This window comes from Mesorhizobium sp. M0870, from assembly GCF_040319775.1.
GTDB lineage: Bacteria > Pseudomonadota > Alphaproteobacteria > Rhizobiales > Rhizobiaceae > Mesorhizobium.
In genome coordinates, this window is record NZ_JAMYOI010000009.1 from 185731 (window position 1) to 205587 (window position 19857).

At 63.7% G+C, this 19857-nt stretch carries 19 protein-coding genes and 1 tRNA gene; 5 read left to right on the top strand and 15 right to left on the bottom strand.

The genetic code is table 11. The features are described from left to right. Positions 1–2: 2 nt before the first annotated feature. The 4 genes from NKH97_RS13750 to cysK form a co-directional block, all read right to left on the bottom strand. A complete protein-coding gene (locus NKH97_RS13750; RefSeq protein WP_352797316.1) occupies positions 3–374 on the bottom strand; it encodes an RES family NAD+ phosphorylase in 372 nt (123 codons plus the stop codon). 124 nt (positions 375–498) lie between these two features. Beyond that, on the bottom strand, positions 499–855 hold the full coding sequence (locus tag NKH97_RS13755) for a hypothetical protein (protein WP_352797319.1): 357 nt from the start codon (positions 853–855) through the stop codon (positions 499–501). A gap of 49 nt (positions 856–904) precedes the next feature. Beyond that, the gene (locus NKH97_RS13760) at positions 905–2392 is read right to left on the bottom strand and encodes a pyridoxal phosphate-dependent decarboxylase family protein (RefSeq protein ID WP_352797322.1); all 1488 of its coding nucleotides are present in this window, start codon (positions 2390–2392) and stop codon (positions 905–907) included. 13 nt (positions 2393–2405) lie between these two features. Beyond that, complete coding sequence (gene cysK, locus NKH97_RS13765) at positions 2406–3494, bottom strand: cysteine synthase A (RefSeq protein WP_127297007.1); 1089 nt, start codon at positions 3492–3494, stop codon at positions 2406–2408. Between the two features lie 254 nt (positions 3495–3748). Between cysK and NKH97_RS13770 the strand changes: the two genes are divergently transcribed. The 3 genes from NKH97_RS13770 to NKH97_RS13780 all read left to right on the top strand — a co-directional run bounded on the left by NKH97_RS13770 (position 3749) and on the right by NKH97_RS13780 (position 6508). After that, positions 3749–5734 (top strand): BTAD domain-containing putative transcriptional regulator, encoded by a 1986-nt coding sequence (locus NKH97_RS13770; RefSeq protein ID WP_352797396.1) that lies wholly within the window; start codon positions 3749–3751, stop codon positions 5732–5734. A 126-nt stretch (positions 5735–5860) separates the two neighbouring features. Next, the gene (locus NKH97_RS13775) at positions 5861–6043 is read left to right on the top strand and encodes a hypothetical protein (RefSeq protein WP_013528612.1); all 183 of its coding nucleotides are present in this window, start codon (positions 5861–5863) and stop codon (positions 6041–6043) included. Between the two features lie 90 nt (positions 6044–6133). Next, a complete protein-coding gene (locus tag NKH97_RS13780) occupies positions 6134–6508 on the top strand; it encodes a YkvA family protein (protein ID WP_352752032.1) in 375 nt (124 codons plus the stop codon). A gap of 88 nt (positions 6509–6596) precedes the next feature. Here the strand turns inward: NKH97_RS13780 and NKH97_RS13785 are convergent, their stop codons facing one another. Next, on the bottom strand, positions 6597–6905 hold the full coding sequence (locus NKH97_RS13785) for a UBP-type zinc finger domain-containing protein (protein ID WP_164893051.1): 309 nt from the start codon (positions 6903–6905) through the stop codon (positions 6597–6599). Continuing rightward, entirely contained in the window at positions 6895–8586 is a 1692-nt protein-coding gene (locus tag NKH97_RS13790) for an FAD-dependent oxidoreductase (RefSeq protein WP_352797327.1), read from the bottom strand. Before NKH97_RS13790 ends, NKH97_RS13785 begins: the two co-directional genes overlap by 11 nt. A gap of 283 nt (positions 8587–8869) precedes the next feature. Between NKH97_RS13790 and NKH97_RS13795 the strand changes: the two genes are divergently transcribed. Further along, positions 8870–10030: a hypothetical protein gene (locus tag NKH97_RS13795; protein ID WP_352797330.1), complete on the top strand. Its 1161-nt coding sequence runs from the start codon at positions 8870–8872 to the stop codon at positions 10028–10030. Between the two features lie 10 nt (positions 10031–10040). Continuing rightward, positions 10041–11027, top strand: coding sequence for a hypothetical protein (locus tag NKH97_RS13800; RefSeq protein ID WP_352797333.1), 987 nt, complete (start codon positions 10041–10043; stop codon positions 11025–11027). Positions 11028–11120: 93 nt separating this feature from the next. Here NKH97_RS13800 and NKH97_RS13805 read toward each other — a convergent pair. The 9 genes from NKH97_RS13805 to NKH97_RS13845 form a co-directional block, all read right to left on the bottom strand. Then, positions 11121–11205 (bottom strand) — tRNA-Leu (locus tag NKH97_RS13805). Between the two features lie 84 nt (positions 11206–11289). Further along, on the bottom strand, positions 11290–11910 hold the full coding sequence (locus NKH97_RS13810) for a 2,3-bisphosphoglycerate-dependent phosphoglycerate mutase (RefSeq protein ID WP_352797335.1): 621 nt from the start codon (positions 11908–11910) through the stop codon (positions 11290–11292). A gap of 41 nt (positions 11911–11951) precedes the next feature. Further along, on the bottom strand, positions 11952–12773 hold the full coding sequence (gene dapB, locus NKH97_RS13815; protein ID WP_352797338.1) for a 4-hydroxy-tetrahydrodipicolinate reductase: 822 nt from the start codon (positions 12771–12773) through the stop codon (positions 11952–11954). Further along, on the bottom strand, positions 12770–14629 hold the full coding sequence (locus NKH97_RS13820) for an ABC transporter ATP-binding protein (protein WP_352442639.1): 1860 nt from the start codon (positions 14627–14629) through the stop codon (positions 12770–12772). The genes dapB and NKH97_RS13820 overlap by 4 nt, the downstream gene beginning before the upstream one ends. Before the next feature lie 138 nt (positions 14630–14767). After that, a complete protein-coding gene (locus NKH97_RS13825) occupies positions 14768–15793 on the bottom strand; it encodes a glucokinase (RefSeq protein WP_352673190.1) in 1026 nt (341 codons plus the stop codon). A gap of 186 nt (positions 15794–15979) precedes the next feature. Further along, positions 15980–17068 (bottom strand): penicillin-insensitive murein endopeptidase, encoded by a 1089-nt coding sequence (gene mepA / locus NKH97_RS13830; protein WP_352613496.1) that lies wholly within the window; start codon positions 17066–17068, stop codon positions 15980–15982. A gap of 65 nt (positions 17069–17133) precedes the next feature. Continuing rightward, the gene (locus NKH97_RS13835) at positions 17134–18033 is read right to left on the bottom strand and encodes an SDR family oxidoreductase (protein WP_352628881.1); all 900 of its coding nucleotides are present in this window, start codon (positions 18031–18033) and stop codon (positions 17134–17136) included. Continuing rightward, complete coding sequence (queG, locus tag NKH97_RS13840; RefSeq protein ID WP_352797343.1) at positions 18030–19184, bottom strand: tRNA epoxyqueuosine(34) reductase QueG; 1155 nt, start codon at positions 19182–19184, stop codon at positions 18030–18032. Before queG ends, NKH97_RS13835 begins: the two co-directional genes overlap by 4 nt. Beyond that, complete coding sequence (locus NKH97_RS13845) at positions 19165–19857, bottom strand: glutathione S-transferase family protein (protein WP_013528622.1); 693 nt, start codon at positions 19855–19857, stop codon at positions 19165–19167. Before NKH97_RS13845 ends, queG begins: the two co-directional genes overlap by 20 nt.

The window sequence follows — 19857 nt, forward strand, 5'->3', positions numbered from 1 at the left end:
GGTCAGGGGACCAGTTCGATCTCCTCGGTCTCGCCGCCGTTGCAGGTGTAGCAGCAATCCTCGCATTTTTCCGTATTGCCTGGACCGACGCCCCAATAGGTGCCCTCGTCGCCATCGACCCAGGCGCCGTAGCAGATCGATTCGCCCGCGTTGCAGGATATCGGCAGCTGCTTGGTCTCGCCGTCGTCGAGGAAATAGTCCTTGTCCTCGCCCGGCCAGACATAGTCGCGATCCTGGCTGTAGAGCTCGACGCGCATGGCATTGGGATGGCTGTTCTTGATGGCGAAGGTGACATCGTCGGCATGCGCCGCCGACGCAACCAGCATGACGAAGGACAGCGCGGCCAGCATGCGGCGCGCATAGGCATGAAACATGATAACCCCCGAATAAGCGGCCCACCCGGCCGCGGGGCGACCATTGCATGCAGCGCTGAATCGCGGAAGTGGACCGGACGGGCCGATCCCCGACTTAATTTGGGTCCAACGAAACTTCCGCGCTCTACGGCACCAGATCGATCGTCTCGGTCGAGTGTTCCACGCAGATGAAGCAGCAAGTGTCGCAGGGCTGGTCATTGTCCGGCCCGACGCCGGCCGAGAGGCTGTCATTGCCGTCAACCCAGGCGCCATAGCAGATATGTTCGCCCTGATTGCAGGACAGCGGCACGGATTTCTGCGACTCGGGTTCGACCAGGAACACCTTGTCATTGCCCGGCCAGACCGTCTCACGGTCGCGGCTGAACAGCTCGACCGCGACAGATTCCTTGCGCAGGTTCTTGACGAAGAAGGCCATGTCGGCGGCCTGCGCCGAGGCGGTGAAGACCAGCGCTGCCAGTGCAACCATACGAAACAGCGTCACGGCCTGGATCTCCCGAATCATCGCGGCAGAATCGCATGCCTGCCCGTAACTAGGAAGGCGCGGAACCCTGCGTTGCGATCTCGCGCCCCAGTCGCACTGTTTCCCGCACCAGAAGATCGAGATCCTCACGCCGTGTACGGTGGTTGGTGATCGCCACCCGCAGCCAATGCTCGCCATGCACCGTAGTGTCGGACAGTGCCGCAATACCCTGTTCCTGCAACCGCAGCATGATCTCCATGTTGAGCGCCTTCAGAGCCTCGCCTGTCAGACCGGGCTGATAGCGGAAGCAGACGATGTTGACGGTCGGCGATGCCGCCAGCTGCAACCGCGGCGCGGCCTCGATCAAGCCGGCAAGATAAACGGCCTGGGCAATGTTCTGGTCGATCAGGCGGCCGAATTTTTCGACGCCATGCTGCTTCAGCGCCATCCACACCTTCAGCGCGCGAAAACCGCGCGACGTCTGCAGGCCGTAATCGTGCAACCATTCGCCGGAAGCGAGGCCGCGCGGCGTCGATTCCAGATATTCCGGCGTCACAGCGAAGGCCCCGCGATGCGCGGCGGCATCCCTGACCAGGGCGCAGCCGACTTCGAACGGCGCGTGCAGCCATTTGTGGGGATCGAGCGCGACCGAATCCGCCCGTTCGATGCCGGCGACGCGATGGGCATTTTCAGGTGCAATGGCGATCAGCGCGCCGATGCAGCCGTCGACATGGAACCAGAGGTCTTCCTCATGTGCCAGCTTCGCAAGCGCCTGCAAATCGTCGATCGCCCCGGTGTTGACCGTGCCGGCCGTACCGATGACGCAGGCCGGCTTGAACCCTGCGGCGCGGTCCTCGGTGATCGCCGCACGCAAGGCATTGATATCGATGCGCAGCCCGGCATCGGTCGGGATGCGGCGCAGTGCCCGGTTGCCGAGGCCGAGTGCCTCCATCGCCTTGCGGTGGCACGAGTGGATCTGCTCCGAGCCGTAGAAGCGCAGCGGCTTTTCGATGGCGGCGACACCGTGCTCACGCACGTCGATGCCGGCCTTGACATTGCGCGCCACGGTCAGCCCTATGATGTTGGCCATCGAGCCGCCGCTGACCAAGGTACCGCCGGCAGAAGCTGGAAAGCCCAGCATCTCCTTGCACCAGTTCACCACCTGGCTGTCCATCAGCCCGGCGGCGTGGTTGCCGCCGCCGAGGTTCGAGCCCTGGATAGCCGCCAGGAAATCGCCGAGCGCGCCGGTGAAGTTGCTCGACCCCATATACCAGGACCAGAAGCGCGGATGGATATTGCCCATCGGATAGGACATCACCGTGCGGGACACCTCGGCATAGACAGCATCCAGCGGCGCCGGGGAGCGCGGCAGCGGCGCCGAGAAGGCCTTTCTCACATCGGCCGGCATCTCCCGCCAGACCGGGCGGTCGCGCACATCGCGGAGATAATCGACCGCATCGTCGATGACCCGGTGCGACAGGGCCTGCACATCGGCCCAGTCCAGGGGATCGAGCGTTTCCTCGGCCACCAGGCCGAGGTTTTCTTGCACGGCGTCCATGACGGATCTCCCGTCAAGCCGCGGGAAACTGACAGCCGGGCGTCGAGCGCGACAGGGCGGTCTCGTCGGCATCCATCTCGGCCTCGATGCCGTCGAACAGCGGTGTCGACATGTAGCGCTCGCCGGTGTCGGGCAGCATGCACAGGATCACCGCGCCAGCCGGCGCCTTCTCCGCGACCTGCCGTGCCACGGCGAAGGTCGCGCCGCCGGAAATGCCGGTGAAGATGCCCTCTTTCCGCGCCAATTCTCTGGCCCATTTGATGCCCTCGGGTCCGGCGATCGGCATCACCTCGTCATAGAGGCTGGTGTCGATCGCCTCCTGCAGTACGTTGGGGATGAAATCCGGCGTCCAGCCCTGGATCGGGTGCGGCTCGAAGGCTGGATGGCTGGCGGCCGGGGCACCATCGGCGCCGCGCTGCTGCACCTTGCCGCTGCCGATGAGCTGCGCGTTGGCCGGCTCGGAGAGCACGATGCGGGTTTCCGGACGCTCGCGGCGCAGCACGCGCGCCACGCCGACCACCGTGCCGCCGGTGCCATAGCCGGTGACGAAGCAATCGAGCCGCGAGCCGGCGAAATCATTGACGATCTCGCGCGCCGTCGTTGCCTCGTGGATGGCGGCGTTGGCCGCTGTTTCAAACTGGCGGGCAAGGAACCAGCCATTGGCCTCGGCCAGTTCCACCGCCTTCTTGTACATGCCGAAACCTTTTTCGGCGCGCGGCGTCAGCACCACCTTGGCGCCCAGCATGCGCATCAGCTTGCGGCGCTCGACCGAAAAACTGTCGGCCATGGTGACGACCAGCGGATAGCCCTTTTGCGCGCAGACCATGGCGAGGCCGATGCCGGTGTTGCCGCTGGTCGCCTCGACCACCGTCTGGCCCGGCTTCAGCGCACCGCTGCGCTCGCCCTCCTCGATGATGTTGAGCGCCAGCCGGTCCTTCACCGAGGCGCCGGGATTGAAATACTCGGCTTTGACGTAGATCGTCGCGTGGGACGGTCCGAGATTGTTGATGCGAACCACCGGCGTGTCGCCGACGGTGTCGAGAATGCTGTCGAACAGGCGGCCGCGCCCGGCCGTGGTTCTGATCTTCTGCTGCTGCAACATCTTGGTCTCCCTGATTGTCATCGTGTTTTGTCTTCACGGGCCGGTTACAAGCCAGCGGGTTGGGCGGCGAGGTTTGGTGACCTTGCCGCGCTAGGACTGACATGCCGCACAGCGGCAATGGCTGTATTCGGCGCTGAAATCCGCTGCCGGATGCGCCGTATCGTGTTTGGTGATACAGGAGAGGCCGACAGGCCAGCGTGGGAGCAGGCGTGGAAACGCACGTGGAATCCAACCGATCGAGGCTGGACGGCGACATGCCGGACCTGTCGGTGCGCCTGCTCGGGCCGCTGATGATCTCCCACGACGGCGCTCCGGTAGCCCTCCCCGCGTCACGCAAGCTGCGCGCGCTGCTCGCCTATCTGGCGCTGGCGCCGCATCCGGTCGGCCGCAGTCGCCTGTGCGAGTTGTTGTGGGATGTGCCGAACGACCCAAGGGGCGAACTGCGCTGGTGCCTGAGCAAGCTGCGGAGCGCGCTCGACGCGGTGGGCCGACACCGGGTTGCGACACAGGGGGACACGGTCGCACTCGATCTGAGCGATTGCCTGGTCGATGCGCTGGAGGTGAGCCGCGCCGCCACGCAAGGGCTCGGCAGCCTTGATGTCGACCGCTTGCGGACGCTGGCCAAACTGTTTGCCGGCGATTTCCTCGACGGGCTGGAGCTCGAGCGCAGCCCGCATTTCAACAGCTGGCTGACCGCGCAGCGCCGCCGCTTCCACTCGTGCCACGTCGCCGTGCTGGAGCAACTCGTCGGCAGCCTGGCGGCAGACAGCGACGAGGCAATCGCCCATCTCGACACATGGGTGGAACTGGCGCCGTTCGACCGGCGTGCACATGCGGCACTTTTGGCAGGTCTGGCCGGACGCGGCGAGATCGGCGCGGCTGAAGAGCATCTGGCGGCGGCAGAACAGTTGTTCAAATCGGAAGAACTGGATTTCGCACCGCTTCGCGCGGCCTGGCGGGCGATCCGTGACCGACAGTCGGGCATCTCGCTTCGGACGGCCTGCCTGTCCACACTATCGCCATTGGTGGCCACGCCGACCGCACCCGGCCCGGTCGAGCCCAGCCATGCTTCGCTGGCGGTGATGCCGTTTGTCGAGGAGGTCGGCGGCGCACGCGGCGGATTGGCCGACGGTTTCACCCACGACATCATCACCCGCCTGGCCAAGCTCAGGGACTTCTTCGTCATCGCGCGCGGATCGGTGTTTGCGCTGGCAGAGCAGAACATCGCGCCCGAGGATGCCGGCCGCCGGCTGAATGTCGACTATGTCGCCACCGGCACGGTGCGCAGCCCGTCCGGCCGCCTCATCGTCAGCGTCGAACTGATCGAGGTGCGCAGCGCCAGGATCGTCTGGGCCGAGACCTTCGAGCGCAGGCCCGATGACATCTTTTCCGTGCTTGACGACATCGGCAACAGCATCGTCTCCTCGATCTCGGCCGAGATCGAAACGGTCGAGCGCAACCGCGCCATGCTGAAGGCGCCATGCTCGCTCAACGCCTGGGAGGCCTATCATCGCGGCCTCTGGCACATGTACCGCTTCACCCAGGCCGAAAACGAGCAGGCGCGGCATTTCTTTGCCCAGGCCTTGCAGCTCGACCCGACCTTTGCGCGCGCCTATGCCGGCCTGTCCTTCACCCACTGGCAGAACGCCTTCCAGCGCTGGGGCGACCGCGACCGCGAAAGCGCGCTGGCCTTCGAGAGCGCCGGACACAGCCTGCTGGTCGACGACCACAATCCGGCCGCGCATTGGGCAATGGGCCGGGCGCTGTGGCTGCGCGGCGAGCAGGACGGTTCGCTGCTCGAACTGGAACGGGCTGTCGATCTCAGCCCCAACTTCGCGCTCGGCCACTACGCGCTGTCCTTCGTGCATTCGCAGTCGGGCGACCCGCGAGCGGCGATAGGCTCTTCCGATCATTCGCGCCATCTCAGCCCGTTCGACCCGCTGCTGTTCGGCATGCTGGGCGCACGCGCCATGGCGCATGTCCGGCTCGGCCAGTTCGAGGAAGCGGCCGAATGGGCGCTGAAGGCGGCGGCGCGGCCCAACGCCCACGCCATCATACTGGCGATCGCCGCACACTGCCTGGCGCTGGCCGGACGGCTCGACGAGGCGCGCGGCTTCGCCGCCGCCATTCGCAAGACAAGGCCGGACTATTGCGCCGACGATTTCATCGGCACCTTCCGCTTCGAGCCGGATGCCGTGGCGCTGTTCCGGCAGGGCGCCAAGCTTATCGGGCTGAACTGAAGCTGGCATCGCCATCTGGGGCATCGCTTGGGAATTTCGCCTCAATTCCGCTGGGTTAACGAAGTCGGAAGGAGTTGTTTAACCGTTCGCGGCTATGTCACCGCGTGGGGGACCGACAAAGTGAGTATGATGAGCAACAGCCCCGACAAGCGCAATGAATGGCGCGCCATCTTTTACGTGCAAGCTCGCGTCGCCATCCTGTTTGTCCCGGTGGTTGCCAGCCTGCTGATCATAGCGGCGCTTGCCGGAAACGAACGCAAGTCCGTTCCCAGCATGATCGACCCGACCGTCACCGGCTCCGTGCGGTAGACCAGCGGTCATCGGTTCTTCGAGACGCTCCCGGAGGCGGGCGCCTGGCGTGCGCTGTCGGCGGTTTTCATTTGGCGCTAAAATCATCCAATGGCACTGAATGAGTGGGCCCGAACGATCAAGCGCGATGTGCATGCGCTCTACCTCGCCGCTCGCGATCCCCGAACGCCCTGGTACGCCAAGGCGCTTGCCGTGTGTGTTGCAGGCTATGCCTTGTCGCCAATCGACCTGATCCCCGATTTCATTCCGGTGATCGGCTATCTCGACGACGTCATCCTTGTCCCTTTGGGCGTCCTTGCCGTGGTCAGAATGATACCGCCCGAGGTGATGGCGGAACACAGAAAGACCGCCGCGCTGGCCGCCGACAGGCCGGTGAGCCGCTACGCGGCGGTGATCATTGTTTGTATCTGGACTGCCTCCATCGTGCTGGCCGGGTGGCTGGGATATCTGTATTTCGCCGACTGACTGCCAAGCCGTTCAGCAGGGAAACCGCCGCCAAAGAAGCCCGGACGGATCGCGCTTTTCTCGGGATTCCGTCGCCATGCGGCGCCGCTCAAACAAAGCGCGGGATCGGACCGTTCTGCGGGGTCACATCGTCGCCAAGCTCGATAAAAACCTCGTCGACATAGCACCATGCCCAGCCTTCGGGCGGATCGTAGCCCTCGATGATCGGATGCTGGGTGGCGTGGAAATGCTTGGTGGCGTGGCGGTTGGGCGAGTCGTCGCAGCAGCCGACATGGCCGCAGGTGCGGCAGAGCCGCAGATGCACCCATTGCGACCCGCTCTTCAGGCATTCCTCGCAGCCGAGGGCGCTCGGCGTCACCTTCCTGATGTCGCGCGTATGTCTGCATTCATCCATCATGCTCTCCTGCCATTCGAGGTGTGTCGGCGTTGCCGCGAGCGAGATATGCATGCAATGCCGCGACCACCTGGGCGCCTTCGCCGACAGCCGCCGCGACCCGTTTGACCGAGCCGGCGCGGACGTCGCCTATGGCGAACACGCCGCTGCGGCTGGTCTCCATCTGCGTCGATCCTATGTCCGATCCGGTGCGCACGAAACCCCTGGCGTCCAGCGCCACATCGCAGTTCGCCAGCCAGTCGGTGTTCGGGTCAGCGCCGATGAACAGGAAAAGATGGCGGATCGAGCGCGTCGTTTTCGCGCCGCTGGCGCGGTTGCGCCAGCGCACTGTGGCAAGATTGCCCTCTTCGCCCTCCAGAGCCTCGATTTCGGTCCCGGTCAGCACCTCGATGTTCGGCTGCGCCCGGATGCGCTCGACCAGATAGCGCGACATGCTGGCATCGAGGCTGCCGCCGCGCGCCAGCAGTGCCACCTTCCGCGCATGGCTGGCCAGATAGACGGCCGCCTGTCCGGCCGAATTGCCGGCGCCGACAAGCGCCACTTCCTGGTCCGCGCAAAGCCGACCTTCGATGGGCGACGCCCAATAATGCACGGACGTCCCCTCGAACCGCGCCAGATTGGCGATGTCGAGGCGGCGATAGCGCGCGCCGCTGGCGATCACCACGCTGCGCGTGCGCACGGTCTCGCCATCACCGACATCGAGCAGATAGCGGGCGCCTGACGCGTCGGTGGCGGCACTCAGCAGCTTCGCCTCATCCGGGATGACCATTTCGACGCCGAATTTCTGCGCCTGGTTGTAGGCGCGCGCCATCAGCGCCATGCCCGAAATGCCCGTGGGGAAACCGAGATAATTCTCGATGCGCGAGGAGGCGCCAGCCTGTCCGCCGAAGGTACGGCAATCGAGCACGATCGTCGACAGCCCTTCGGATGCCGCATAGACCGCCGCCGCCAGCCCTGCCGGGCCGGCGCCGACGATGGCCACGTCATACACCGCATCGGCATCGATCGGCCGCAGCAGGCCGATGCAGCGGGCGAGGTCCTTTTCGCCGGGGTTCATCAGCAGCCTGCCGTTTGGACAGAGCACGATCGGCAGGTGGTGCGGATCGACCTCGAAGCGTTCTACCAGGGTTTTGGCGCAGGGATCGCTGTCTGAATCGAGCACGCGGTGCGGTTGGCCGCTGCGGGCGAGGAAACCCTGCAGCCGCAACACGTCGGCATTGTCCTGGGGCCCGATGATGATCGGCCCGCTGGTGGCGCTCTCCAAAAGCCCGACGCGGCGCAGGATCAGCGCCCGCATGATGCGCTCGCCGAGATTGGCCTCCTGCACCATCAGGTCACGCAGCCGCTGCGAGGCGATGACGAACGCCTCCACCGGTTCGGCGGCCTGCGCATTGACCAGCGAGGGACGGGCCGAAAGCTGCGCCAGTTCGCCGACAAAGCTGCCTGGACCGTGGGTGACGACCGTCTCGTGCCGGCCGAGCCCCCCGTCCTGGGTGATATCCACGCTGCCCGACAGCACGACGATCAGACCGGGCGCCACATCGCCCGCCGTGACGATGTTCTCGCCGGCCGCATAGGCGCTGGCCTCGCCGAACCGGCGCATGCGGTCGATGTCGACTTGTGCCAGCGTCGGGAAGGTCTGATCACGACGGGCGCCGAAGATCGGGTTGGTGGGTTGAGACATGGTTTGAACCGTAACGTGGGGATAGCCGGGTTTGAAGTGGTTTGTTAGGGGCCTGACCAGGAGGGGAGGTTTGGCTGATGGATGCGGCTTCGTCAGTCCGGCTGGCTTACGGCCAGTCCCGAAGGTTTCGATTTGCGGCTGAATGGAAAAATTGGCGGTCGGGATAGATTTAGCGGGGTTTCGCTGCGAAACTTCGCTAACGTCGTGCGACTAGTGCAGTCCCCCTAAGCTTGCTGTATATGCAGCGTAAGAGGATGACGCTCGCATCAATAAGGCAGAAAACATGCAGTTTGACGTTCTTAGCTTGGACTATGACCAGCGAATTAAGTGCTTCATGGTGAGCGCACGGGCTGATTATGAGTGGTACCTAACAAAAACGGCCGGGTCAGAAGAAAATCTTGTGATCCAGCGCGATATCATCAAGGGTACCAAGCCGTATCGAACGTTGCGTGCAGACCTGAAGTTGGGCTGCATACTTCCGACGATCGTTCTCGCCGCCCGTGGTGTGACAACTACGCCTACGGAAACCTATGACGCGCGTGAGGGCTTTATAAGGGCATCAACTGAAGACTTGAAGGCACTTCAAGACTCCATAGCTGCAGCCACCCCTGCGGATATCGACATTGTGGATGGATTGCAAAGGACGAACGCCCTTAGACATACGCTTGAAGAATTGGAGGGCGAGGCCAAGATCGCCTTTTTACAACGGTCACTTCGGCTTGAGATCTGGATAGGTATCCCTTTCTACTCTTTGGCGTACCGAATGCTTTTGCTAAATGCGGGGCAGAAGCCCATGTCGATGAAGCATCAGATCGATATCCTTTCCAGGGGATTGGCTGAGGACTTGAAGGACCTGCCCGGCATCGAAATAATTACGCGCAAGGATCACAAGAGGCGAGTTCGACCCGGCCAGTTTCATCTCTCAACATTGGCGCAGGCATTCCAGGCCTGGCTCCAAAAGAGCCCGAATGTCGATGCAAGCAATTTTGTTGTTGAGACCCTGATGGTCGATGAGGCGCTAGATTCCTTGGGCGTTGATCTACAAAGCGAACGCAATGCAATTCATCGCGACAGCTTCAGGCAATTTATCCGATGGATCATTGAACTCGACGCCGTTTGCGGAGAAGAGAACAATAGGTTCTTCGGTAACGATACTGTGGTCCTTGGGTTTGCGGCGGCTGTTGGCTTCATTCACAAGAACGACCAACTCAGAGACCGACTAGCGCCATCAATGGAGCGACTGCTGCATGAAGCGAGAGAAAATGGTCATAATCCTATAGGAATTGGGACGTTTGACGTTCTCCGGAGAAGCATTGATACCAGAAAAAGTAATGTGGGCGAGGCAACGCGTGAGTTTGTTTTCAGGGCAGTGCGAGAATACATCTCTCAGTCCGGGACAAGCTCTATGGAGGCGTGTTGGACCCAGTCCGCTAGCATGATCTAGGTCGCCGTTCATGCCAATCGGGGAGCGACTTGGAATCACATCTGCTGCCGAGATTGATCCGTCGAGAGGAATTGTATTAGGGCATCTCAACCTTGGACCGGAGGCTGCTCAAGAGGCCATAACCATCATGAATGGAGGGCAGTTCCCAGCAGGGCTGGAGATCCGCCCGAGATCAGTAAGCGATTGCTTCTTTTGGCAGATATCAAGAATGGGTATTTTGTTGGGGGAAGTTTACGCATTGCCCGCTGGGGCCAATGGGCCATTTCCAACAGCGATCGAAGTCGCTCTCGTGCGGTCTGCCCACATTGCGACACAGCCACAATGGGACGCGATAATCCAAGGAGATTCCCTTGTGGTTATCGGAGACACGAAAGAACTCGCTCCGTTCTGCGACATCGCCATGATCGCGAAAGAGCCTGTATGCGGGACGAGCGCGCTCTGGAAGACTCACACGAGAGCGGACTTGGTCTCGGAAGATGATAAATTGATCACTAAGCAGGTGTTACGATGCCTGCAGGTATCGATGGCCGCCTCGCCACTCAAGTTTCGATTCCTTGAGATTTACAGGATAATGGAAGCGAAGTTTCTGTCTGAGGTAAAAGAGCGGATCGACCAGAGATTTTTTCTTGAACCCAGTAGCTCGCTAGAACAAGCGCTTGAGAGCTTGCGGTCAGAAGTTGTCCAACTTGCAGGGCTGGCCGAAAGGGAATCGATCTATTTCGAGGCTATCTATGACGAGGTTGCCAGACTTAGAGGTAGAAATGACTTCGCAGACGCCCTATTCAAGAAACTTGAAGGTCGTGGGCATAAATTTAAGTCTCCTCGCTGGAAGGCCGGTGCTGCGCTCATATACTATGTGCGGTGCGCGGTTGTTCATGCGGGTGAGAAGGATATGATCTTCGAAGCTTATAATGATGGCGACGCGGTTCTAGAAGCTATAGTCCGGCCTTCTGAGGAGGCGGCGTTAGCCCTTTCCGGCATCACGCTTCTGCCGTAGCTCTCGTATCCGCATCCTGGAACACAGGCCACCCTATTTGTGGGCGAATGCAAAAGGCTTATCTTCCTGATCCCGTTGGTAGTCGGGAAAAAATGGTGCCCAGAAGAGGACTCGAACCTCCACTCCTTGCGGAACACGGACCTGAACCGTGCGCGTCTACCAATTCCGCCATCTGGGCTGGTGCGGGCTCATGTAAGCGGGCAAGCGATGTGTGTCAACGCGCTTTTTTCAAAGCTGTTGCCGCTTGCCGGCTCAGGGACCGTCAGCCCTCCAGCACTTCCTTGGAAGCCACGGTGGAATCGGCGTTGAGCTGGTAGATGACCGGCACGCCGGTGCCGAGTTCCAGCTTGACGATCTCCTCGCCCGACTTGCCGTCGAGCGCCATGATCAGCGCGCGCAGCGAGTTGCCGTGCGCGGCGACCAGCACGGTGCCGCCGCGCAGCACATGCGGCTGCAGATCGTGCAGGTAATAGGGCCAGACCCGGGCGCCGGTGTCCTTCAGGCTTTCGCCGGCGGGCGGCGGCACGTCGTAGGAGCGGCGCCAGACATGCACCTGCTCCTCGCCCCATTTCTTGCGGGCATCGTCCTTGTTGAGGCCGGAGAGATCGCCATAGTCGCGCTCGTTCAGCGCCTGGTCCCGAACGGTCTTCAGGTCGCTCTGGCCGACCGCGTCGAGGATGTGCTGACAGGTCTTTTGCGCCCGGATCAGCGCCGAGGTGAAGGCGATGTCGAATTTCAGGCCGCGCGCCTTGAGTTTTTGCCCGGCGGCCTTGGCCTCGGCGTGGCCCTGCTCGGTCAGGTCGACGTCGCGCCAGCCGGTGAACAGGTTTTTCAAATTCCATTCGCTCTGGCCGTGGCGCACGAGCACGAGGGTTCTCGACATGTTTGCTCCCTTCAGGTTGGGCAAGTTGGCAGATTGGCCGCTCAGCTGAGGCCGAGCACGTCCCGCATCGAATACAGCCCCGGCTTCTTGCCGCGCGCCCAAAGCGCCGCCTTGACGGCGCCGCGGGCGAAGATGGCGCGGTCCTCGGCATGGTGGGCAAGCGTGATGCGCTCGCCGGTGCCTGCCAGCATCACGCTGTGGTCGCCGACCACCGAGCCGCCGCGCAGCGTGGCAAAGCCGATCGAGCCCGTCTTGCGCACGCCGGTGTGGCCGTCGCGGACCCGCACGTCATTGCCGGAAAGTGCTACGCCGCGACCGGCGGCGGCGGCTTCACCCAGCAGCAGCGCTGTGCCCGATGGCGCGTCGACCTTGTGCTTATGGTGCATTTCGAGGATCTCGATGTCGAAATCGTCGGCGTCGAGCGCGCGCGCCGCCTTTTCGACCAGCACCGCCAGAAGATTGACGCCGAGACTCATATTGCCCGATTTGACGATCGTCGCGTGGCGCGCCGCCGCCGTTATTTTCGCGTTATCGTCGGCTGAACAGCCCGTCGTGCCGATGACATGGACGATGCGTGCCTGCGCCGCGTAGCCGGCGAATTCGACTGTCGAAGCAGGCGTGGTGAAGTCGAGCACGCCGTCTGCCTTGGCGAAGACCGGCAGCGGGTCGTCACCGATCGGCACATTGATGATGCCGATGCCCGCCAGTTCGCCGGCATCCTTACCCAGATGCGGCGAATCCGCCCGCTCGACCGCGCCGATAACTCGAGCGCCTGATATAGAGTGGATGGCGCGGATCAGCGTCTGGCCCATGCGGCCGGCAGCGCCCACCACCACAAGGCCCATATCGCTTGCTTCGCTCATGTGCTCCTCACAGCAGTCTTCTTCGCACGCGTGGCCCGGACCGGAGTTTGGATCGGCTTGCTGTCGTCGACAAGCCCCAGCCCCTTCTTGCCCTGGATGCGGTGGAAGCGGGAATAGATGCTGTCCGGGTCGGCCATCAGCGTCGCATGGGTGCCTTCCTCGACCAACCGGCCCTCTTCCAGCACGATGATGTGGTCGGCATTGACCACCGTCGATAGCCTATGCGCTATGACGATGGTCGTGCGGCCTTGCATGACTTGGGTCAGCGCTTCCTGGACGCGCGCCTCCGCCTCGTTGTCGAGCGCCGATGTCGCCTCGTCGAGCAGCAGGATCGGTGCCTGGCGCACGATCGCGCGGGCGATCGAGACGCGCTGGCGCTGGCCGCCGGAAAGGGTCGAGCCGCCTTCGCCGACCGGCGTGTCGTAACCTTGCGGCTGCTGGCGGATGAACTCGTCGGCTGCCGCCTGTTTCGCCGCCTGCTCGATCTCGGCGTCCGTGGCCGACAGACGGCCGTAGCGGATGTTGTCGCGGATCGTGCCCTCGAACAGATATGGCGCCTGCGCCACATAGGCGATCGACTGCCGCAGCGAATGCTTGGTTACCTTCGAGATGTCCTGGCCATCGACCTCGATGCTGCCCCGGTCGACGTCGTAGAAGCGCTGCAAGAGCGCCACCAGCGTCGATTTGCCGGCGCCCGACGCACCGACGATCGCCGTCACCTTGCCGGCCGCGGCGGTAAAGCTCAGGTCCCTAAGCACCGGCATGTCGGCGCTGTAGCCGAACGTCACATTGTCGAAACGCACCTCGCCGGTGGTGATCCTCGCCTCGACGGCATCGGGTGCGTCGCCCTGTTTCGGCTCCAGGTCGAGCAACTCGTAGATCATGCGCGCGTTGACCAGGGCACGTTCCATGCCCACCTGTGTGCGCGCCAGGCGTCTTGCCGGATCGTAAGCCATGATCAGTGCGGTGATGAAGGAGAAAACCGCGCCCGGCGGCTGCCCAAGATACAGCGCCCGGTAGCCGGAATAGGCAAGCACGGAGGTGATGGCGAGACCGCCCAGAATCTCGGAAATCGGCGACAGCCGCTCCGAGACGCGGGCGATCTTGTTGTTACGCTGCTCGGCCGTGTCCGCCATGATGCCGATGCGGCGCGCCAGCTCGGCCTCCAAGGTGAAGGCCTTGACGATGGCGATGCCTTGCGTGGCTTCCTGCACGGACCCGTTCAGCCGCGAATTGATCAGGACGGATTCCCGGTTGATACGCCGCAGTCGGCGGGTGATATAGACGACGGCCCAGATCAGTGGAGGGCCGATCAGCAGCGAGCTGAGCGACAACACCGGATCCTGATAGATCATCACGCCGACGAGAGCGACCAGCGTGACCGCGTCGCGGCTGATGGAGGTCAGTGTCAGCGACAGCAGATCGCGAACGCCGCCGACATTCTCGCTGACCTGTGCCGCCAGCCGACCGGAACGCGTATCGTTGAAGAAGTTGACGCCGAGCTTCATCAGATGGTCGAAGCTGCGCTTCTGGTAGCGCGCGACCAGATTGTTGCCGATACTGGCCAACGCGACTGCTTGGCCGTAACCGGCGAAGCCGCGCAGCAGGGAGGCTCCCATGAAACCGGCGCAGATCAACCAGAGCATATCGCCGCGTCGTTCGTAGAAGATCTGGTTGATCATCGGGGCCATGATCCACGCCGTGAAGGCAGTGGTGCCGGAAACGATCAGCAGGCAAGAGACGGCGACGACATAGGTCCAGCGATACTCGTTGCCGTTTTCAGCGAGGATGCGGCGGAGCACCGCTGTGACCTCGCCGGGCCGGGCTTTTTGTTTGTTTGGAGCTTGAAGTGTCAAATCGGGAGCGCTTTGTGGTTTTCCGCCTCGTGGGACCGGGGCTGCAAATTCGGCACCCCTCTTAACGCCCTGCGGCCTGATTGCCTATGCCCGCACCTGATTAACTTCGTCGCGGGGGCGCGAGCGCTTCGCTGGCTTTCAGGCCTGCCAGCGCCGGCCCTCGGTCTGGACACCGAACAGCGAGGGGGTCCTGGCATAGGCGGCAAGGCCCAGAAGTGCAGCCAGCGGGTGGATGATGACGTAGACCGGCATGGTGCGCATCATCGCGCTGTGCGGCGCCTTGTCCTCGAAAGCGGCCCGGAAATTGCCGGCTTTCAGCGCCGGCACGATCTTCTGCGCGATGCCACCGGTGAGGAACACGCCGCCGCGGCTCATGAATACCAGAGCAAGGTCGCCTGCGGTGCGCCCAAGGCAGGTGACGAAGATCTCCAGCGCTTCCTCGGCAACCGGATCGGTTTTCGCAAGTGCCGCGGCAGTGATCTCGGCCGGCGTCGTGAAGGGCGACGCCTTGCCGTCCGCCTTGGCCACCGCCCGGTAGACATTGACCAGGCCGCGCCCGCACAGGATCTGCTCGCCCGAAACGCGGCCTTCGAGCTTCTCGATATGCGGAAAAACCTCGAAATCGCGCGGTGTGCGCGGGCCGATGTCCATATGGCCGCCCTCGCCGGGGACCGGTATCCAGTGGTGCAGCGCATGGACCAGCCCGGCGACGCCGAGCCCGGTTCCCGGACCGAGCACGACGCGCCCGGCATTGGGCTCCGGCGTGCCGCCGCCGATCTTTTCCATTTGCTCCTCGCCGAGCGCGACGACGGCCAGCGCCTGCGCCTCGAAATCGTTGAGCACGACGATGTCGCTCAGGCCGAGGCTGGCGAACATTTTCCTCGGCTTGACGATCCAGGGGCAGTTGGTCAGCTCGATCTCGTCGCCGTCGACCGGGCCAGCCACCGCCAGCACCGCCGAATTGGGACGCACCGACGAGCGGTCGAGCACGGCCGCCTGGATCGCCTCGTCGATGGTGTTGTAGTTTGCCGTCTGGACGATGGTCGGCTCGCCAGCCTCGGAATTGGCGTCGAGCACGATCGAAAAGCGCGCATTGGTGCCGCCGATGTCGCCGATCAGGATCGGAAACCGCAGCAAAGTGTCGTCGTCGCCTGTGCGTGGCATGCTCTCGTCCGTCTCCGGCGCCCCCGACGGCATCTGGCCGTTCTTCCGTTGACTAGCGCATGGGTTTGAAAAGGGAAACGGTTTTCGACCCCGGCGGCGCGCTGAGGCCGGCTCTGCGGCCAAACCGCCACGGTTTCGCAAAAATGCGGCGCTGAACCGATTGAGTCTGCCTATAAGCCGTGATCGTCAGTTTCCAGGCGGCCGCGGTCTCGGCAGCGGCACGCCGATCTCGGGCGTCGCCGTGAAAGCGTTCATCGTGCTTGGCAAGCCGGCGGCGGCCGGGGTGGCGGGCAACGAGGGCGCTTCGGGTTCGGGCGCGGCAGCCGCGACCGGCACGCCGCCGCCATGGTAGGTCGCCGCCTCGGCCGACGACGGCCCCGGCGCGTCGAGCACGGCGCGGCATTCGCTCGGCAGGTTCTCCATCGTCATCAAGTCGCGGGCCTTGGGCGCATCGGGGTTCTTGTTGGGGCGCCAGGGCTCCTGCGTGAACCACCAGGCCAGCGGCTTGCCGCAACCGTCATCGTCCGGCGTCGCTTCCTGCGCCTTGCAGCCGGGCGATCCGGGCTGACAGCCGATGCGCATGTGGAAATGATAGTCGTGGCCCCAGAACGGCCTGACCTTACGCAGCCAGAAGCGGTCGCCCTTGACGGTATCGCAGAGCTTTTTCTTGATGCCCGGATTGACCAGGATGCGCTCGACCTGGCTGTAGCTCGCCGCGCGCTTCAAAAGCCTTGTGTGCGCTGGCGTCCACAGCGCGTCCTTCACCAGATGGGTCTTCTCATCGACCATCAAGGTGGCGCTCATCGATTCGCGCTGCGCCATCGACAGCGGGCGGCTGGGCATCGGCGTCAGCCAGATGTCGGCGTCGAGCCCGATCTGGTGCGAGGCATGTCCTGTCAGCATCGGGCCGCCGCGCGGCTGCGAAATGTCGCCGATCAGCAGGCCTGGCCAACCATCGGCCGCTGCGTCGCGCGACAATTTCTCGACTACCGCGATCATCGCCGGATGGCCCCAGCGGCGGTTGCGCGACGGCCGCATCACCTGCCAGGTCGGACCGTCCAAGGGAATGGCGACGCCGCCGGCAAAACAGCCCTTGGAATAGAATCCGATCGACTGCGCCGCGGTGGCGGCCGGCAGTTTCTTGGCGCCGAACAGGTCTTTTGCCCGCTCCTCGGCGCTCGCCGGCTGAACGGCTAACCCAAGCACGGCAAGCAGGCCGACCGCAGCGGCCAACAGGGGCGTTTTGCCGAAAGATGGCCTCATCGCTGTCTTCATGAACCCGGTTCTCCACCGCAATCCCAAGGCCGAATCATAGCACGCCGCGCCCGCGGCTTCGATCGTCAGCGCTTCATCGGGCTGCGCGCTTCGCCGTCACGCCAATCGCCGCTTGCCCACATATGATCGAAGGCGGCGCGGTAGTCGCGAAAGCGCAGGGAATAGCCCGCCGCCTTGATCGCCGCGTTGGCGACACGCTTGTTCTCGCCATAGAAGGACCGCGCCATGGGCGAAAGTTGGGCGGCGTCGAAGGGAATCTCGGGCGGCGGCTCTATGCCCATCAGCGAAGCGGCATAGGCGACGACATCCTGTGGCGGCGCCGGCAGATCGTCGGTGACGTTGAAGATGCCGCCTGTGTTTCCTTCGATGAGCTGCCACAGGGAGCCTGCAATGTCCTCGCAATGAATGCGGTTGAACACCTGGTCCGGCTTGACCAGCCGTCTTGCGGTGCCTTTTTCCAGATTGACCAGCGCGTTGCGGCCGGGGCCGTAGATGCCGGACAGGCGCAGGATCGCCCCCGGTCGGCCGATCTCGCGGCCCAGCTCCAGCCAGTCCTGTTCGGCGGCAACCCGCATCACCGAGCGCTTCGACACCGGCCGGCATTCTGCCGTTTCATCAACCCAGGCGCCGTCATAATTGCCATAAACCCCGACCGTAGAGAGATAGCCGATCCATTCCAGCAAAGGCATTTGAGCGATTGCCGCGCGCGCGGCATTCAGAACGGGATCGCCGGCCTCTTCCGGGGCAACCGAAATCAGCAGATGCGTTGTTTTTCCCAATGCATCACCGATTTCGCCGGTCATCGCGCCGTCGAACAGGAGCGGCGCGATGCCGGCCTGCCGCAGCGTCTCGAATTTTTCCGGCGAGCGTGTCGTGCCGAAGATCGTCGCAGCGCCTTTGTTATCCCGAGCAAAAGCCCTGCCGGAATAGCCGGCGCCGAAGATGAAGATCTGCTTTTCGCTCATGCATTCGCCCTGGTTGGCCGCGCCAGACGCCATTCGTCGCGCACGGCTTCGTCGCTCTCGGTTTTCAGGCCGAGGGCTGCCCTTTCTGAATATTCGGCGTCGAGCACCAGCCGCGCCAGCGCCCATATTGCCGCGCCCCGCACCAGCGGCGAAGCATCGTCCAGCAAGACGCGCACAGTGTCGGCAAGAGAGGCATCGCCGGAATTGCCGGCGGCGATCAGCACGTTGCGAATGAACCGGTCGCGGCCGATACGTTTTATCGGCGAACCGGAGAAGAATGCGCGGAAGGCCGCGTCATCGAGACCCAAAAGGTCGGCGAGCGGCGGCTGGCGCAAATCATCGCGCGCGACGAGTTTTGCTTCGGAAGCCGCCTTGGCGAATTTGTTCCACGGGCAGGCGGCAAGACAATCGTCGCAGCCATAGATGCGGTTGCCGATCTTTTCACGGAACTCATGCGGGATCGGCCCCTTGTTCTCGATGGTGAGATAGGAAATGCAGCGCCGCGCATCGAGCCGGTAGGGCGCCGGAAAAGCATCCGTCGGGCACGCGTCGAGGCAGGCGCGGCAGGAGCCGCAATGATCGATCTCGGCGCGGCCGGGCACGAGTTCGGCGGTGGTGAAGATAGTGCCGAGGAACAGCCAGGAGCCGTGCTCGCGGCTGACCAGATTGGTGTGCTTGCCTTGCCAGCCGAGCCCGGCGGCCTCGGCCAGCGGCTTTTCCATCACCGGCGCAGTGTCGACGAACACCTTCACATCACCGCCGGCGCGCGCCACGAGCTTGCCGGCGATCTCCTTCAGCCGCCCCTTCATCACATCGTGATAGTCGCGGTTTTGCGCATAGACCGAGATGGCGCCACGGTCGCGCTTGGCCAGCACGCCGCGCGGATCATGGTCGGGGCCGTAGTTCATCGCCAGCACGACGATCGACCGCACCTGCGGCCACAGTGCCGCCGGTTCGGCCCGGCGTTGCAGCGTCTCGGCGATCCAGTCCATCGAGCCGTGAAAGCCATCGGCGACGAATTCGGCCAGGCGCGCCGGCGCCAGCGGGATCGCATCGGGGGAGGTGACGGCGACGGCACCGAAGCCGGCGCGCTGCGCCTCCGCGTCGATCAGCGCGCGCAGTTTCGCGGCGTCAGAAGTCGAGGTCCGCATAGTGCGACACCGGCGACAGGCCACGCACCCGGTCGGTCAAGAGCGGCCGAAAGGATGGCCGCGACTTGACCCGCGTGTACCACTCGCGTGCAGCGCTGTGCTCGCGCCAGTCGATCTCGCCGAGATAATCGAGCACCGACAGCGTCGCCGCGGCCGCGAGATCGGCATAGGTGACCCTCGAACCGGCCAGCCAATGGCGGGTGCCGGCCAGCCAGTTGGTGTATTTCATGTGCTGGCGGATGTTGGCGCGCGCGGCACGGATCGCGCCCGAATCGGGCGAGCCGCCGCCCGCCGTTTCCGGCATGACCGGCTTCAGCACGCGCTCGCGCACCAGATGGCGGGTAACTTCGCTTTCAGCCTTGTTGAGATACCAGTCGATGAGCCGGCGGATTTCGGCGCGCTGCATCGGGTCCTCGGCGAACAGCCGCTTGTCGCGCTTCAGCACACCGCGCGTTTCATCGAGATATTCCGAAATCACCGTCGCGCCGACGATCGGCACGTCGCCTTCGGCCAGCAGGATCGGCAGCGTGCCGGCCGGGTTCAGCGCCAGGAACTCCTTGCGCCGGGTCCACGGCTTTTCCTCGATCAAAGCCAGCTCCTCGCCATACTCGCCGAATGCGAGGCGGACGAAGCGACAGGTGGCGAACATGGGATGGTGGAAAAGCGTCAGCAT

Bases quoted from the DNA above. Each gene is read 5' to 3' on its own strand.
- cysK (WP_127297007.1), bottom strand. From the start codon at position 3,494: ATGTTGCAGCAGCAGAAGATCAGAACCACGGCCGGGCGCGGCCGCCTG.
- NKH97_RS13785 (WP_164893051.1), bottom strand. From the start codon at position 6,905: ATGATGGATGAATGCAGACATACGCGCGACATCAGGAAGGTGACGCCG.
- dapB (WP_352797338.1), bottom strand. From the start codon at position 12,773: ATGAGCGAAGCAAGCGATATGGGCCTTGTGGTGGTGGGCGCTGCCGGC.
- NKH97_RS13825 (WP_352673190.1), bottom strand. From the start codon at position 15,793: ATGCCACGCACAGGCGACGACGACACTTTGCTGCGGTTTCCGATCCTG.
- mepA (WP_352613496.1), bottom strand. From the start codon at position 17,068: ATGAAGACAGCGATGAGGCCATCTTTCGGCAAAACGCCCCTGTTGGCC.
- NKH97_RS13795 (WP_352797330.1), top strand. From the start codon at position 8,870: ATGCAGTTTGACGTTCTTAGCTTGGACTATGACCAGCGAATTAAGTGC.
- NKH97_RS13845 (WP_013528622.1), bottom strand. From the start codon at position 19,857: ATGCTGACGCTTTTCCACCATCCCATGTTCGCCACCTGTCGCTTCGTC.
- NKH97_RS13800 (WP_352797333.1), top strand. From the start codon at position 10,041: ATGCCAATCGGGGAGCGACTTGGAATCACATCTGCTGCCGAGATTGAT.
- NKH97_RS13770 (WP_352797396.1), top strand. From the start codon at position 3,749: ATGCCGGACCTGTCGGTGCGCCTGCTCGGGCCGCTGATGATCTCCCAC.
- NKH97_RS13775 (WP_013528612.1), top strand. From the start codon at position 5,861: ATGATGAGCAACAGCCCCGACAAGCGCAATGAATGGCGCGCCATCTTT.
- queG (WP_352797343.1), bottom strand. From the start codon at position 19,184: ATGCGGACCTCGACTTCTGACGCCGCGAAACTGCGCGCGCTGATCGAC.
- NKH97_RS13780 (WP_352752032.1), top strand. From the start codon at position 6,134: ATGGCACTGAATGAGTGGGCCCGAACGATCAAGCGCGATGTGCATGCG.
- NKH97_RS13760 (WP_352797322.1), bottom strand. From the start codon at position 2,392: ATGGACGCCGTGCAAGAAAACCTCGGCCTGGTGGCCGAGGAAACGCTC.
- NKH97_RS13810 (WP_352797335.1), bottom strand. From the start codon at position 11,910: ATGTCGAGAACCCTCGTGCTCGTGCGCCACGGCCAGAGCGAATGGAAT.
- NKH97_RS13835 (WP_352628881.1), bottom strand. From the start codon at position 18,033: ATGAGCGAAAAGCAGATCTTCATCTTCGGCGCCGGCTATTCCGGCAGG.
- NKH97_RS13790 (WP_352797327.1), bottom strand. From the start codon at position 8,586: ATGTCTCAACCCACCAACCCGATCTTCGGCGCCCGTCGTGATCAGACC.
- NKH97_RS13750 (WP_352797316.1), bottom strand. From the start codon at position 374: ATGTTTCATGCCTATGCGCGCCGCATGCTGGCCGCGCTGTCCTTCGTC.